We start from the raw sequence: 16,960 nt of genomic DNA on the forward strand, positions 1-16,960 counted from the left end.
CTTTTGCTGATGGCGATCGCCTGCGCCGCCCTCGTTGCCCTGCTATACCGCCATTATCGCGTTCCGATCCGTCATCGCTGGCGACGCCGACAGGCTCGAACGATGTGCGAGCAGCTGCGCGGACCGGATCGCGATCAGCCCGCCGTCTTGCACTATGCCCGGCTGCGCGCGATGGATCCGCTGGCGTTCGAGGAATTACTGCTCGAAGCCTTCGAGCAGCGCGGGCACCGCGTCATCCGTAATCGCCGCTATACCGGGGACGGCGGCGTCGACGGGGAGGTCATCATCGATGGCCGGCGCTGGCTGATCCAGGCGAAGCGGTATCGCGATGCGATCAAGCCTGAACATGTGCGTGAGTTCGCCATGCTTTGCGCTGCGCGGCGGCGGCGCGGCATGTTCATCCACACCGGTCGCACCGGCGGGATGAGCCGCACGATCTGTTCGAGCGCCGATGGCATCGAAATCGTCTCCGGGCAGCGATTGCTTGCGCTGCTGACCGGCGCTCCGTTCGAGCCGGATGGTCTGCCGTCTCGCGATCTTCTTCGACGTGGCCCCTCCGATTTTCGTGATCGGATAGTGCAATGAGGGCGTGTCGATCAATGATTTTCCAGGCCTCGGTAGCGGGAAGGGCGCTCACCAGTATAGCGATCCTGTCCGTCATACTGACGCCGGCTCCTGTGCTGGCGAAGCAAGCTGCACCTGGTGAGGTCGCCGAAATCGCCCGTTGCATCCGCGTCGCCGCGCGGGGGCGTGCCTGGCTTGAAAAGACGCTTTGGGGCTTGCGGACACAGGAGGCTGGCTGGCTGGGCGCGGAGATCGCGAATACCAACGGCACCCACGATCTCGGGCCGCTTCAGATCAACAGTAGCTGGGTGCCGAAAATGTCCCGACTGCTCGAACGACCCCAGGAGCAGATCCGTCATTGGCTGCGCTACGATCCCTGTTTTAATGTCGAGGCGGCACGCTGGATATTCCTGTCCGGGCTGGAAGCGACCGGAGACTATTGGAAAGCGGTTGGCGTCTATCATAGCCCAACCGAGGCGAGGCAGGTCGCCTATGCGAAGAAGGTCGCAAGCCACATGCGTCGGCGGTTTGGCCCGGACGTGTTTGCGGCAAGCCGCGGGAACCTGGTGAGGTAGTTTTGGGCGATGAATACAAGCGGTTGAATAGCTTTCAACGCTGGACTCCAAGGCTGGGCAGGCAGCCCGTTCGCTGCATCTGCCCTCCGAGGTCATCCCTTTTCAGCGAACACTGGGATCGTACCTAAGATCGTGCGCTGGCCACCTGCGCTTTGCAGCTTCCGCCCCAATTCAGCGATGCGTCGTTCGCCGTCCTCTTACGTCAGTGTACTCCTTCGATGGGGCTGGCGGACTTGCACAGCTTGGCAGGCTTGGTGGACGGCCTGCGATCTGCTGATCGGTGAAACTGACGACAGGCAGGCAATGGCGCGATAGGGTGAGTATTACGCCCGCGCCCGCAGTTCGTCGATCATGCATTTGTGTTGCCCATAACCTGCTCTCGATCTTGGGCCATCCGGCCGGAGCTGATCCGGTCAATCTGATGATCGAGCCGAAGTCCATCGATACACTCAGGAGCCTTACGTAGTGACGTTGCCAGTCGGCGCGGTGATGGTGACCACAAAAGAGGTGGCTGGGTGAAACCTTGAGGCGGCCTCTGGCACCTTACGCAAGCTGGAGATGAGCTATGTCCAAGCCGATGATTTTGTGGTTCGAAGACATCGGTATCGCTGATGTGCAGGCCGTAGGCGGCAAGAACGCGTCTTTAGGCGAGATGACCGCGGCCCTCGCTCAGAAGGGCGTGAAGGTGCCCTCTGGCTTTGCCACCACTGCGGACGCTTACAGGGCGTTCATTCACGACAATGAGCTTGCACCCCGCATTACGGAACATCTCTCCGCCTTCCACTCCGGCGGATGCACCCTTCAGGAAGCGGGGCAGGCTATAAGGAGTCTGTTTCTGGAAGCGGAAATGCCCTCCCATATCGCCGAGGAGATTGTGTCCGCTTATGCGGAACTTGGCCGGCGTACCGGCACAGAGCGTCCCGCCGTTGCCGTGCGCAGCAGCGCGACCGCCGAAGATCTGCCGGATGCGAGCTTCGCGGGCCAGCAGGAAACCTTCCTCAATGTCCGGGGCCGGGCCGCACTTCTGGCGGCCTGTCGTCGATGCTTCGCCTCGCTGTTCACCGATCGCGCGATCAGTTACCGCGATGCGAAAGGCTTCGATCATCTCGAGGTTGCGCTGTCGATCGGCATTCAGCAGATGGTCCGCTCGGACCTGTGCGGATCGGGCGTCATGTTCTCGATCGATACCGAAACTGGCTTTCCAAATGCTATCGTCATCAGCGCCGCCTGGGGGCTGGGCGAGACCGTCGTCCAGGGGAGCGTAAACCCGGACAGATATGTCGTATTCAAACCGCTTCTCGCGCAGCCGGGGACCGAACCGATCATCGACAAGGAGTTGGGCGGTAAGGCGTTCCGCATGGTCTATGGGGAAGGCGGAAGCCACCGTACGAGGATCGTCGAGACAACCGAGCAGGAGCGTCAGAGCTTCGTTCTCGATAACAGCGATATCGTCCAGCTCGCGCGGTGGGCCGTGGCAATCGAGGACCATTACCAGCGTCCCATGGACATGGAATGGGCGAAGGACGGCGAGACTGGTGAACTCTACATCGTCCAGGCGCGTCCCGAAACGGTTCAGGCCCAGGCCAGCACTTCGACATTCCGGCATTACCGCCTCAAGGAGAAAGGCGACCCGCTATTGACGGGCGCGGCGGTGGGAACAGCCATCGCTGCTGGCAAGGCTTGTGTCATCCGGACCGCCGCCGACATCGCCCAGTTCCGGGACGGGTCTATTCTCATCACTGAGACGACTGACCCCGATTGGGTTCCGGTCATGAAACGCGCGGCGGGGATCGTGACCAATCATGGCGGCACCACCAGCCACGCTGCCATCGTCAGCCGCGAACTCGGTGTTCCCGCAATCGTCGGCACCGGAAACGCGACCGAGATCATTGCCGAGAACAGCGAGATCACGATCAGCTGCGCTGACGGTGACGTCGGAACAATCTACGCCAGCATACTCGATTTTTCCGTGACGGACGTGGATATCGGCTCCCTGCCGGCCACCCGGACGGACATCATGGTCAATATCGCGAACCCGGCGGCGGCATTCCAGTGGTGGCGGCTTCCTGCCCGAGGGGTCGGCCTTGCGCGCATGGAGTTCATCATCAACGCGCATATCAAGGTGCATCCGATGGCACTGGTTCACCCGGATCGCGTGAGCGCTGAAGCTCAACGGCAAATACGCGATCTGACCAAGGGGTATTCCGACCCATCGGAGTTTTTTGTCGATGTCCTCGCGCGCGGCATCGCGAAGCTTGCAAGTCCCTATTACCCGCACCCCGCCATCGTGCGCCTGAGCGATTTCAAAACGAACGAATATGCGCACCTTGTGGGCGGCGACGCCTTCGAGCCGGATGAGGAGAATCCGATGCTCGGCTTCCGCGGCGCCTCGCGCTATTACGATGAACGGTATCGCGAAGGCTTCGCTCTCGAATGCCGCGCGCTCAAGCGGGTCCGGGAGGAACTGGGCTTCTCGAACGTCATCGTCATGGTCCCCTTCTGCCGCACGCCGGCCGAGGCGGATCGCGTGCTCGAAGCGATGGCCGAGAACGGTTTGCGCCGCGGGGAGAATGGGCTGCAAATCTACATGATGTGCGAGATACCCTCGAACGTCATTCTCGCCGAGCAGTTCGCTACGCGCTTCGACGGATTTTCCATCGGCTCCAACGACCTCACCCAGCTTGTGTTGGGTGTCGACCGCGATTCCGGGATTCTGGCCAATCTCTTCGATGAAAGAGACGAAGCCGTCACCCGCATGATCTCGGAAGCCATTCGCAAGGCGCACGCGGCGGGCATCAAGATCGGCATATGCGGCCAGGGGCCGAGCAACCATCCGGACTTTGCGGCGTTCCTGATTTCGGAGGGTATCGATTCCATGTCGCTCAATCCCGACAGCTTCGTGCGAACGATCAAGGCCGTCGCGGAGGCGGAGGGACAATCGGGCTGAGCGCCGGGTGAAATGACACTGATGCGAGGTACAGGAAATTGCGTCTACCGGTGCTGATCCGCCTGGGTTCACCCGCATATTGTCGCGCAATCGCGAGCTCGGGAAGGTTACCCGAGAACGTCGTCTGAGTCCGGCGGCATTCGTAAAAGCCCTAATGGCCCCATCCTGGAACCGCCGATAGCCTTTGAGTGCTGGCTGGAATCGGGGAACAGGGTCCGGCCAGATGACGTTGATAGCAACAGTCGGAATGAGCGCCGCCGGTAGCGGGGAGACGGACGGCAACAGGAGGTTTTCCTATGTCTGCCGTATCTGCCTTTCCATCCTTCTCCCAGCCCCGAATGTCCGCGAAGACATCCGGCGTCGTCGCGTGCATCGATTGCACCGATCGCAACGCGTGGATCTATCCACACGCTCTTGCTCTGGCTTCAACGCTCGACGTTCCGGTAACGCTGCTTCAGGTCTTGGACAGAGACGCGTCGCCCGACGCACGGCCTGACCCCATCGAGTGCAATCTTCGTCGCCGCGAGGCCATGCGGGTGCTCGATCGTTGTGCTGCGACGATCGAACCGTCCTCATCTCAAACGACCATTGAGCTCGCAGAAGGACCGGCGGCGGAGGAAATCTGCCGGTACGTGCGGGAGTGTGACGAAGGGATGGTCGTGCTGGGCAGGCGCGGACGAAAGGAAGCCGGCCGCGACGGCGTCGGGGGCACAGTCCACAAGGTGCTGTCCCAGGCACCAGGCCCTGTCCTGCTTGTTCCGGTGGAAGCGCCCGTCCCGGGTTCGGCCTATCGACGGATCGTGGTGCCGCTCGATGGCTCGCGCTGGGCCGAAAGCGTGCTGCCCCTTGCGGTGCGCCTCGCGAAGGCAGCCGACGCTGAGCTGCTGCTCGTTCATGTCGTCCCCACGCCCGAAATGATCCAGGCGCGACCCCTGGAAACCGAAGACGAGACGCTGCGCGAAAACCTGATCGAACGCAACGAGCAGGCCGCGCGCAGCTATCTGGATCGGACCAGGTCCAATCTTTCGGCGATGGGCCTTCGCGCTCGCGCGATTGTCATCCGTGGCGGCGACGTTCGCGACACGCTTTGCGCGTTGATCGATCGCGAAGCGGCTGATCTCGCGGTGATGTCCGCACGCGGGCACGGGCATCAGCATGTCAGGGACGTCCCGTACGGAACGGTTGCCTCCTATCTGATGGCCCATTGCAGTGTCCCGATGCTCGTCCTGCCTTCGGCGAGTCGCAAGGCGCAAATGACTTCGCCTGCCGCCAGCCAGAGCGTGAGATTGCCAACGGCCATTCAGGTCTGATTGATGGCCGATTATGAGGAGCGCGATCCGCTCGCCGGGGCGGCGGAGGAGGTCGCCGACCGTCATCGCCTGACAGGACTGCTCGGCAAGTCGGTGCCGCTGCCCGCATGGGCGCATCTCGAGGAGATGAAGACCTGGCTGAGGCAGGCCCGACAGGCGGCCGCCAAGGCCGACAAGCGCGCAGGCGCCGCGGCTGAATGGCTGCTCGACAACGATTATCAGATACAACGCGCCATCCTGCAGATCCGCGAGGATCTTCCCGGAGAGTTCTACGCGAAACTTCCGGCGATCTCCGGGGACGGGCTCGGTCGCCCTCGCGTGCATCAGCTTGCCCATGCCTTGCTGCAGGCTTCTCACCTGCAGGTCTCGCTGAATGGCGCGGTGCTGTTCGTAGAGCAATATCAAAAGAAGATGCCGCTCAGCATCGCCGAGACCTGGGCCTTCCCGACCATGCTGCGCATAGTCTGCCTGGAATTGCTCATCGGAGGTTTCAGCCACCTCTTCCCGGAGGTCGAGCCGCCCTTTGAGATCGTCGAGACGCCCGACACGGCGATGGTTGGTTTTGACGATACGGAATGCGTCGCGCGCGCAATCGCGAACCTTGGCGTGATCGCGACGATTCAATGGAACGACTTCTTCGATCGAACGAGCCAGGTCGAAGCCATCCTCCGGCGCGACCCGGCAGGCGTCTATCCACATATGGACTTCGATACGCGCGATCGATATCGCCATGCGGTCGAGCAGCTTGCCGACCAGTCGGGACTCCCGGAATGGGATGTCGCCGAGCGTGCCTTGCGCCAGTGCTATAGCAGCGACGAAGCGCCATCGGGCCATGTAGGCTTCTGGCTCATCGATATCGGACGGCCTGCCTTTGCCGACGCGATCGATCCTCGTCCATGGACGCCGGGCTCGATATTGCGACGCGCGCTGCGTTATCCAGGCCTGCTTTATGCAGCCGCCTTGCTGCTCGCGGGCCTTGCGGGCTTTGCTCTACCCGCAGCCTATCTGGTTTCCACCGGCGCCACCGCCGGATCCTGGCTTCTAGGGATCGCGCTCACCCTGCTACCCGCATCGATCCTGAGCATCACCTTCGTCAATTGGCTCGTGACCCACATCGTTCGGCCGAACGTACTCCCCAAGCTCGATTTCAAGGACGGCATCCCCGAAAGTTCGGCGACGGCAGTCGTGATGCCTGTCTTGGTCGCGCGATTGTCGGATATCGCGCCGCTGCTTCGGCGCCTGGAGGCACACCGCCTTTCCAATCCCGATGCCGCGCTCGAATTCGTGCTGCTCAGCGATTTCGCCGATGCGTCACAGGAAAGTGTCTCGGTCGATGCCGATATCGTTCGCGCGCTGACCAGCGGGATCGAGGAACTCAACGCGCGCTTTGCCAATGCCAAGGGACATGGGCCGTTCCATTTGCTGCATCGGCCACGACGGTTCAACGCGGCCCAGGGCTGCTGGATGGGCTGGGAGCGAAAGCGCGGAAAGCTTGAGCAGTTCAACGCCTTCATCCTGAACGGAGATGCGTCCCCCTTCAATGTGACCGTCGGTAGCATCGAACGGTTGCGGCGATGCCGTTTCGTGATGACGGCCGATGCCGATACCAGGTTGTCGGCCGGCATCGTCCGGCGACTGGTGGGGACGCTATCTCATCCCCTTAACCGCGCCCACTTCAACGCTGCGACCGGCGCGGTCGAACGAGGATATACGGTTCTTCAGCCGCGCGTTGAGCTGGCGCCGGAAGCGACCGGCCAATCCTTGTTTTCGCGCCTCTATGGCGGTGACACGACCATCGATATCTATTCGCGCGCCGTATCCGACGTCTATCAGGATCTGCTCGGCACAGGCGTCTACGTGGGCAAGGGCCTCTATGATGTGGCGGCCTTTCATCGGAGCCTCGAAGGGCGCGTTCCCGAGAATACACTTCTCAGCCATGACCTGTTCGAAGGACTGCACGGGCGAGCGGCGCTGGTCAGCGATGCGATCGTTTATGAGAGCTTCCCGACCAGCTATCTCGACTTCACCTGGCGCTGGCACAGATGGGTCCGTGGGGACTGGCAGATCCTGCCATGGCTCTTTCCCTTCGTGCCCGGCGGCGATGGCCGATGGCTGCGCAACCGGCTCGGCTGGTTCGATCGGCTGAAGATATTCGACAATTTGCGGCGCAGCATAATTCCAGCGAGTATTGTGGCGCTGCTGGTGGGTGGATGGTTTCTTCTCCATGGGCAGCCCTGGGTCTGGACCTTGCTTGCCGTCATCGCGCCCGGTGCATATCTCTTTACGGACCTCGTGACCGGCCTCGCGCAGGGCCGCCGCCGCGGCGTCATGCAGAACCTGCTGCGACGTCTGGCGGATCACGCGGGTCGCTGGTTTCTCGCTATCGTCTTTCTCGTCAGTGACGCGATGATAGCGCTGCATGCCATTGCCATCACCCTATGGCGTCTCCATTCGGGCCAAAGAAAGCTCGAATGGACGTCGGCCGCCCACATGGCGACGCGCAACGCGGCGCGACATCCGCGACTGGCGGCATGGCGTGACATGGCCGCCTCTCCGGTGTTCGCGCTGATCATCGGCGCGGGTCTGTTCCTTGCGGCGCCCGCTTCCCTGCCTGTCGCGGCTCCCCTGCTGCTGCTCTGGTTCATTGCGCCTGAGATCGCGATCCGGATCAGCCGTCCGATTGAGCCGGCAAAGGACACGCTGTCCGAAAACGATCGAAAGTTCCTGAGACTGATGGCGCGGCGCACCTGGCTCTTTTTCGAGACCTTTGTGCGCCCCGAGGACAACTGGCTGCCACCCGATAACTATCAGGAGCCGCCCGACGAGGAAATCGCGCACCGAACCTCGCCGACCAACATCGGAATGATGATGGTATCGGTCCTCACTGCCTGGCGCCTCGGACATATCGGCCTCAACGAGGTTGCGACACGGCTTCACAACACGCTCGATACGTTGGATCGCCTGGACCGCTACCGCGGCCATATTCTCAACTGGTACGAGACGAGAACGCTCGCGGCCCTGGAGCCCCGATATGTTTCGACCGTCGACAGCGGAAATCTCGCGGTCAGTCTGATCACCGTCGCGCGAGCCCTTCAGGAAGCCAGAAGCTTGCCACCGGTCGCCACGGATTTGTGGCGAGGGTTTGACGACAATATCGAGTTGCTCGCCGAAGCGATTGCGACGATCGACCTCGAAGCGGCCTCCGCCGCCGGCTCGATCCTTGAGGCTATGCGGGAAACCGCCCGCAGGATTGAGGAAGGGAGGCAAGACTGGGCCGAGAGGATCGACGATCTCCTGTCGATCGATCTTCCTCGCCTGCGCGAGCAGATTACCCTGATGGCCGAAAGCGTCGGCGAGGATGAAATCGCCTCCCTGCGGAATGTCCAAGCCTGGCTGGAGCGGCTCGAACATCATCTGTCCGGCATGCGGCGAGACCTTCGGCTGTTCTCGCCCTGGTGGGAGACGCTCGCGGCGCATCCGGCAGAGTGTTCGAACGTCGCGGCAAAAGTCGCCGACCTGTTGGCGAACGACCGGCTGCCGTCCACGCACGCGGGCGCCGCGGCAGCAATTGGCGTCCTCAATGCGGCGAGAGACCAGCTACCGGCGGAAAGCCGGCAATGGGCGCACGATCTCCAGGCGGCGATCGAGGAAGGCCAGGCGGCCCGGCAAGCGCTTCATGACCGCCTCGATGACCTCTCCAGTCGCGCTAACGCCGCCGCGCACGCCATGGACTTCTCGTTCCTGTTCGATGCCGGCAGCCGGCTCTTTCATATCGGCTACAATGTGAGCGCCGATCGAATAGATCCGCACCACTACGATCTGCTCGCCAGCGAAGCACGCCTCGCCAGCTTTTTCGCCATCGCGAAGGGCGACATAGAGCCTCTGCACTGGTTCCATCTCGGGCGGCCCATCACCAAGCAGCACGCAGGCCTGGCGTTGATATCGTGGAACGGCTCGATGTTCGAATATCTGATGCCGAACATCTTCCTGCAGAGCGATCCCCAAACCCTGCTCGGAATGAGTGACCGGACCGCGATTGCTATCCAGATCGCATTCGGGCGGTCACATGATATGCCTTGGGGTATTTCGGAGTCGTCCTTCGCATCGATGGGCGAGGACCGCGTCTACCGATATCACGCATTCGGCGTCCCTGCGCTCGGCCTCCAGCGAGGTCTGGGGCGCGATCTGGTTATCAGCCCCTATGCGACGGCGCTGGCGCTGACGATCCGGCCCGCGCTGGCGACGCGCAACCTTCAAACTCTGGCGGATCTTGGCCTCATCGGCCGATACGGATTTTTCGAAGCGGTCGACTTCACGCCCGAGCGGGCGCCTGACGGTGAACGCTTTGCCGTCGTGCGCTCCTACATGGCTCATCATCATGGCATGAGCCTTGCCGCGCTCGGAAACGCGTTGTGCGATGACATGCTCGTGCGCTGGTTCCACACCGATCCTCATATCCGCACCGTCGACCTGCTCCTTAACGAAAGGATTCCATGGGAGCTGCCGCCCGAGATCGCGCGGCTTGAGGTTCGTGAGCCACAGCCGGAACCCGACGAACTGATTCCGGGCCTTTACGGCTGGGCACCCACTCGGCGCCGTGGGGAGCACGCGTGGCAGATTCTCGGCAATGGCCGGCTTTCGAGCCGCATTCGGACAGACGGTGCAGGTGGGCTGAGCTGGAACCAGCATGCCCTGACCCGTGGGGACGCAGGTTTCTGGATCTATCTGCACGACCGGGATGCAGATGTTACCTGGTCGGCAACGGGCGGCCCCTTTTCTCGACCCGAAGACGCGCCGGAGGTGATCTTCCAAGCGCATCAGGTGGAGTTCCACCAGCGCGCCCACGGCTTGTCGGTCACGACAACGATCAATGTCGCCAATGCCGACGACCTGGAGATCCGGCGTGTCGCTCTTGTCAATGATAGCGATAAGCCCCGGACCATCGAAGTCACGGGCTACGCGCAGATCGTTCTGGCTCCGGCCCAGGACGCGGCGCGCCACCCTGCCTTCAGCAAGCTGTTCGTGGGGGCGGAAGCCTTGCCTGGCAATGACGGCCTGCTTTTCACGCGGCGGCCGCGCAGTTCGGCGGAACGTCCGCCCGTCCTGCTGACCCGTGTGATCGGGGATGAAGATGGCGTTACCCTGCTCGGTCTCGAAGCCGATCGCAGCGCTTTCATCGGACGATATGGGTGCCCCAGGCGGCCCGCATTGTTGACCGGGGAACTGCCTGGTGGCCCGCTCGGCTGGACGCTTGATCCGATCTGCGCGATCAGGATGACGGTGGAACTGCCTCCGCGCGCGCGACGTGAATTCGCCTTCGTCACCATTGCGGCTGGATCCCGGCAATCGGCCCTCGAACTTGCCGAGCGCTTTACCACCCTGCCGTCACTCGACTGGGCTGTGAGCGATACGGCAAGTGCGGCGGCGCGCGAGATGCACAAGCTGGGCCTGCAGCCGCACATCGTGCCGCAGGCGCAGGCGTTGCTGTCCACTCTTCTCACCAGAGCGGCAGAGCCGGGATCGGCCGGCGCGCGCACATTTCGGCGCGGGGACCTTTGGGCGCTCGGGATATCGGGCGACCATCCTATTTTGATGCTGCGTTCCGGAACCGCGGAGCAGCAGGACCTGCTTCGACAGCTTCTCTCCTTCCACAAGCTCATGCGGCAGCGTGGTATGCCGATCGACCTGGTGGTGACGCATGAAGGAACGTCGGGCTATATCGAGCCCGTCCGCGAGCGTCTTCTGGAAGTGCTGAAGGATGCCGGGCTACAGGATCGCCTTGGCACCCATGCCGGGATACACCTCGTCGGCATCGGTCCATCCGATGGCGAGCGGGCGGCGCTTCTCGATCAGGTTGCCCGCCTCATCCTTGACGAAGCCGGCGGCAGCCTAGTCGACCAGCTTGCGCGATACGACCAGCCGCCGCATCCGGGCCCGCTGTTCGCGCCGGTCGGGGCGAACTCCGGTACAATCATGACGGCGCCCGTACCGCGCCCGGCTGATCTGCAATTCGATAATGGGTGGGGAGGCTTCGATCCGGATACGGGCGACTATACTATCTATCTGGAACCCGGTGCGCCGACCCCTGCGCCCTGGGCCAACGTCCTCGCCAACGACGGCTTCGGGACGATCGTGACCGAGGGCGGTCTGGGCTTCACCTGGGCGATAAACAGTGGTGAAAACCGTCTCACGCCGTGGTTCAACGACCCTGTCGAAGATCCTCAAGGCGAACGCCTTTATCTGCGCGATGAGGAAAACGCACGGCTCTGGACGCCGACGCCGCTTCCGGCCGGTGGAGACACGGCATGCCGCATCGATCACGGCCCCGACCGTACGTCCTGGCACCGGCATAGCGAAGGCCTTGAACAGGAGCTCTCCGTCATCGTGCCGACGCACGACACCGTGAAGCTTGTCCGGCTTCGCTTGCGTAATCAGTTGCCGCGTCCGCGCCGGATCACGGCTACCTACTATGCCGAATGGCTGATGGGCGCTGTGCAAGGAGAACAGGCGCCCCTGCGCCGCTCATTCTATGATCCGATCTCGCACGCGATTCTCGGCCAAAATCCCTGGACCGACGAATTTGCCGACCGCATCTCCTTTCTTGCTTCGACACTTCCGGTCCACACGCTCACCACCTCACGCTACGATTTTCACGGCGATGACGCCGACCCCACCAGTCCCCTCGGACTTCTGAACTGGGATCTTGGTCACCGGCAGCATGCTGCCGGTGACGACTGCTGCGCCGCCCTGCAGGTCCATCTTGATATCCCGGCTGAAGGAACCGCAGAAGTTTGCTTTGTGCTGGGGCAGGGCGACGACCTGGATCACGCGCGTGACCTTGTCCGTCGCTGGCAGGACCCATCGGCCTTCGAGACCGCGGCGCGGGAGTGTGCCGGTTTCTGGAAGGACAGGCTGGACGCGGTGCAGGTCAAGACGCCCGATCCCGCCTTTGACCTGATGGTCAACCGGTGGCTGCCGCACCAGTCGCTCAGCGCCCGCATCCGCGCTCGCGCGGGCTTTTATCAGGCGAGCGGCGCTTTCGGTTTTCGCGACCAGCTGCAGGATGTTCTGGCACAGATCCATGCCGATCCGAATGCAACACGGCAGCATATCCTTGCCGCGGCTGCCCATCAGTTCGAGGAAGGCGACGTGCTGCATTGGTGGCATCCGCCATTGGATCGCGGCGTCCGCACGCGCTGCTCGGACGATCTGGTCTGGCTACCGTACGCCGTTGCTCATTATGTTGAGGCGACCGGAGACAAAACCATCCTGAGCGAGCTGGTTCCTTTTCTGCGGGCGCCCCCGCTCACGGCCGAAGAAACCGATCGCTATGCGCGTTTCGAGGTGAGTGACTACACGCAATCCCTGTTCGTTCATTGCGAGCGCGCGCTTTCCCACGCCTACCGCCTCGGGTCTCATGGCCTCCCGCTGATTGGTGCAGGGGACTGGAATGACGGCATGGATCGCGTGGGCAACCGGGGGCATGGCGAAAGCATATGGCTCGCCTGGTTTCTCATCGCGACCATCCGAAATTTCACGCGTCATTGTGTGGATGCGGACCGGAACGAGTTCCGCGACCATTGGAACGGCCGCGCAGAGACGCTTGCGGCCGCGGTGGAACGGTCGGGGTGGGATGGCGAATGGTATTTGCGCGCATTCGACGACGACGGCCGTCCATGGGGCGCGTCGGAAGAACAGGAATGCCGCATCGATTCCATCGCGCAGTCGTGGTCCGTATTGTCGGGTGCCGGCAAGGTCGAGCGTACCCGATCGGCGCTCGCTTCGGCCAGACGATATCTGGTTCGGGATGACGACAGTCTCGTGCGTCTGCTGGATCCGCCCTTTGACCGCACGCCGCGTGAGCCGGGTTATATCAAGGCCTATCCGCCGGGAATTCGCGAGAATGGAGGCCAGTATACCCACGCGGCAAGCTGGCTCGCGCTCGCGTTCGCGCGCACGGGGGATGGTGATGGGGCCAAGGCGCTCTTCGACCGAATCAATCCTATTCAGCATGCCGCGACGGCTCGCAGCGCCGCCCATTATCGAACCGAGCCTTATGTCGTGGCGGCTGACATTGCCGGCATGGAGCCCCACCTCGGCCGAGGTGGCTGGACCTGGTACACGGGTGCCGCAGCCTGGACATGGCGGTTGGCGGTAGAGGAGATTCTTGGCGTTCGGCTCGTGGGCGGCGAACTTCAGGTGCGCCCCGTCTTGCCCAGGGACTGGGAGAGCGTCGAATTGACCCTGCGGCGAGGCCGTGGGTCTATTCATGTGACGATCGAGACGGATGATACTCTGGAGAGCGAAGAACCGGTAATCGAGGTTGAAGGGACGCTCTGGGACGCACGCGGAATCCCGTTCCCCGAGAACGATCATACGCGGATAGTCGTCGTGCGGGTTGCGCAGCGAGCCTGAAGAGCAATCCAGGACCGGGGCCAACGTGTATCCGGTGCTTTACGTAGCGCCCAGTGCTTCAGGCTCGGCTACAGGAACACTTCTCAACACCTTGTTGCCGGGGAGCGACCGATGAGCACCATTGAAGAACTTAAGGCTGATCTTGCCAAGCTCCGGGACGAAGCCAAGGTCCAGGTGCATCTGGGCGCGATGGAAGCTCGCGAGGAGTGGGACGAGCTCGAAACCAAATGGCACCATTTCGTTGCAGAAGCTCGCCTTCAGGAGAGCGGCGGTAACATCAAGGCCGCGCTCCAGGTGCTCGCTGATGAACTTCGTTCGGCTTACCTGCGTCTGAAGAAGGCGCTATAAATCTGCACCGAACCCCAAGCCGATTTCGGTACCTACTGTTCTGAAGGAATCTCCGTGACTGACACAGCCGCCATAGAAGAGCGCCTGACAGAGCGACTGTCGGAACTTCGCGCTCGGCTGACGCGAGTGAATGCGGATCTGGCTGAGCCCCTTAATGCGGACTCATCGGAACAGGCCGTCGAAGTCGAAGATGATGCGGGTCTGGAAGCCGAGGCAAGCTTGATCGTGCGGGAGGCCGCTTCGATCGATCGTGCCCTGGAGCGAATTGCGAAGGGCACCTATGGCGAATGCGTTCGTTGTGGGTCGCAGATTGCACCGGCTCGGCTGGATGCACGGCCGGAGGCAGCATTGTGCATCGATTGCGCGCGCGCCGAACAATGATCGGCATCGCGACCTCACCGGATGGAGAATCCCTTCGGCTGGGGCGACATGCGCGGCCTGCATCATTCCCCGTCACAAATGGCGAACATCCAGGACGTCCATGACTTGCGTTGCGACCGTCTTGCGGTCATCCGCCGCGTTGACGCGGTGCCAGTCGATCTCACCCAGATCATAGCGAGTCTGCAATTCGACAACGGCGCCGTTGGCGTCGGAAGCGTCATGTGTCCGGGCGGATACCCTCGCCGTCAGCATATCGGGTGATGCGTCGAGCCATATCCCATCGAACCGCACATCTCGTCGCAGTGCGACCTGATGGATCTCCGTGCGCTCTTCAGGCTTCGCATGGACAGCGTCGGCCACCACCGAATGCCCGGCGTAAAGCATGTGTCCCGCCAGCCGTCTCAGCTCTGTGTAAATCGCTGCGTTCGCGGACAGGGTATATGCGTCTTTGGGAAGCGGCGATTCTGGCGGCACGCCGGCAAGTCGCTTCCGCAGCACATCGGATCTCAGAATACGCGCGCCTGGAACCTCGCCGAGGGAATGGCCGATCAGTTTCGCTATTGTGGACTTGCCGGATCCGGAAAGCCCGCCAATGGCGACGAGCCGCGCGGGCACCGGTTCGAGCACTGCGCGCGCCAGCGTCAGATAGGCGCTGGCCTTTTGGGTCAGAGCTTCGTCTGAACCATCGCTCGCCTGTGCGGCCGATGTATGGGCGCGAATCCCGGCTCGGATCGAAAGAAACAACGGCACAAGGGCCACGCCGGCATCGTCCTGAGGGGAAATGTCCAGATAGCGATTGAACAGGGCATTCGCTTCGCAATGAAGGCCGCGGCCCCATAAATCCATGAGTAGGAACGCAAGGTCGTAAAGGACATCGCCGGTCGCAAGTTCGGGACTGAATTCCAGGCAGTCGAACAGGACGGGGCTCCCGTCGATCACGGCAATGTTACCCAGATGCAGATCGCCATGGCCATGTCTCACGCGCCCGCTTCGCGCACGTGAATCGAGCAGATCGGAGTGCTGGGCCAGCAGGGCGACTTGCCTGTCGATCAGGTCTCTCACGAGCCGAGCGGGAAGAATGTCGGGGAATCGAGCCATGCTTCGATCATTCCCGGCAATGACGGCTTCCAAACGGCTGCGCCCCGATCCGGACAGGCACGTCTCGGCGCCATCATGAAATGCCTTGATCCGGTCTGCGAGCTGCGTGATCAGCACATCGGTCAGGCCACCTTGGGTTGCCACATGATCGAGCAAGGCGTCATCGGGAAAGCGGCGCATCTCCAGAAGCCAATCGACAGGTTCTCCGTCGCCATCGAGGTTCAGGCAGCCCGCCGAATTCTTGGATACCGGGCGAACCGCCAGGTAGAGTTCCGGCGCGGTCCTGCGATTAAGCCGTAGCTCCGCTTCCAGGGCGGCGCGGCGTCTATCGGCGGTTGAAAAATCCAGATAGTCGAACTGGACGGCACGCTTGAGCTTCCATGCGCGATCGCCGACGAGGAATAGACGCGCCGCATGCGTGTCGATCCGACGCATGGGCTCTCCAGAGCCGAAGGCTCGTCCCTCGAGAAGGGTTATGACGTCGGCTTGCGGGTCTGCGTGGTGCCGAGGTCCCGTCGAAGCCTCCGGCAAACTGCTATGCCTGCCCGATTTCGATCTTCCGACTCCGCGCTGGCGCATTTTCATCCTTGGTCAGTGTGACGGTGAGGACACCATCCTTGAATGCAGCGGTGATCGCGTTCGGGTCAACGTCGCTGGGCAAGGATACCTGGCGCCGGAAGGAGCCATATCGCCGTTCGCTGAATACATAGCCCTTGTCCTTGCGTTCGGTCTCCTCCTTCTTTTCGCCGGCTATCGTCAGGAGACCGTCAGCGACGCTGATATCGATATCATCATCGGACAGGCCAGGGAGCTCGGCGGTGAGGCGATAGGCCTTGTCCTCATCGACAAGTTCAACAGCCGGAACTGGCGCGATTGAAGATCGATTGCCGACACCGAACAGACTGGCGGCGGGGCGGCCAAAATCTTCGAAGAGGCGGTCAATCTCCGTGCGAAGCCAATCAACCGGATGATCGAGAATTGGGCTGATCGGATTGGCCTTGGACGTGGTCGCTGGAACCTGATCATTCATGGCGGACCTCCTGCGAAATGAATGCTCGAGGTCCGGATTGGGCGGGGGGGGATGGCCGATGAATCAGGCCAACAGCGATCCGGCCCTCGAGCGAGGAGGAGGCTATGCGGTTGCCTGGGTGGGCTCTATCCGGAAAGTTACTGAGGGGCGTTTGGGGCGCTCACCATCTCACAATGGACCCGCGGGTCCATTGGTTCAGGTAGCAGCGCGCAAGTCGCACGGATGATGACAATCCGAAGAGCCCGGCCTAAAGAACGCCGACGGTTTGAAGCTCGTGGATGCGACGGTCTGG

General features: G+C 62.2%; 9 protein-coding genes. 7 read left to right on the plus strand and 2 right to left on the minus strand.

Going from position 1 to position 16,960, the window contains the following annotated elements:
- Nucleotides 1–9 precede the first annotated feature (9 nt).
- From BV95_RS00950 to BV95_RS00980, 7 genes are all read left to right on the plus strand, one after another.
- Nucleotides 10–585, plus strand: coding sequence for a restriction endonuclease (locus BV95_RS00950; RefSeq protein WP_234703076.1), 576 nt, complete (start codon nt 10–12; stop codon nt 583–585).
- A 14-nt stretch (nt 586–599) separates the two neighbouring features.
- Nucleotides 600–1,139, plus strand: a complete 540-nt coding sequence (locus tag BV95_RS00955) for a lytic transglycosylase domain-containing protein (RefSeq protein WP_013846858.1) — start codon at nt 600–602, stop codon at nt 1,137–1,139.
- A 565-nt stretch (nt 1,140–1,704) separates the two neighbouring features.
- Nucleotides 1,705–4,086, plus strand: coding sequence for a phosphoenolpyruvate synthase (ppsA, locus tag BV95_RS00960; protein WP_030090317.1), 2,382 nt, complete (start codon nt 1,705–1,707; stop codon nt 4,084–4,086).
- 338 nt (nt 4,087–4,424) lie between these two features.
- A complete protein-coding gene (locus BV95_RS22880; RefSeq protein ID WP_081465117.1) occupies nt 4,425–5,396 on the plus strand; it encodes a universal stress protein in 972 nt (323 codons plus the stop codon).
- Nucleotides 5,397–5,399: 3 nt separating this feature from the next.
- Nucleotides 5,400–13,811, plus strand: coding sequence for a GH36-type glycosyl hydrolase domain-containing protein (locus BV95_RS00970; RefSeq protein ID WP_030090319.1), 8,412 nt, complete (start codon nt 5,400–5,402; stop codon nt 13,809–13,811).
- A gap of 111 nt (nt 13,812–13,922) precedes the next feature.
- On the plus strand, nt 13,923–14,159 hold the full coding sequence (locus tag BV95_RS00975; RefSeq protein WP_013846854.1) for a hypothetical protein: 237 nt from the start codon (nt 13,923–13,925) through the stop codon (nt 14,157–14,159).
- 54 nt (nt 14,160–14,213) lie between these two features.
- The gene (locus BV95_RS00980; RefSeq protein WP_013846853.1) at nt 14,214–14,540 is read left to right on the plus strand and encodes a TraR/DksA family transcriptional regulator; all 327 of its coding nucleotides are present in this window, start codon (nt 14,214–14,216) and stop codon (nt 14,538–14,540) included.
- A gap of 72 nt (nt 14,541–14,612) precedes the next feature.
- Here BV95_RS00980 and BV95_RS00985 read toward each other — a convergent pair whose 3' ends face one another.
- Nucleotides 14,613–16,073, minus strand: coding sequence for a bifunctional aminoglycoside phosphotransferase/ATP-binding protein (locus BV95_RS00985; protein ID WP_119034650.1), 1,461 nt, complete (start codon nt 16,071–16,073; stop codon nt 14,613–14,615).
- Between the two features lie 100 nt (nt 16,074–16,173).
- On the minus strand, nt 16,174–16,668 hold the full coding sequence (locus BV95_RS00990; RefSeq protein ID WP_013846851.1) for an Hsp20/alpha crystallin family protein: 495 nt from the start codon (nt 16,666–16,668) through the stop codon (nt 16,174–16,176).
- Nucleotides 16,669–16,960: the final 292 nt, after the last annotated feature.

The sequence above is a fragment of the Sphingobium chlorophenolicum genome, from assembly GCF_000722875.1.
GTDB lineage: Bacteria > Pseudomonadota > Alphaproteobacteria > Sphingomonadales > Sphingomonadaceae > Sphingobium > Sphingobium chlorophenolicum.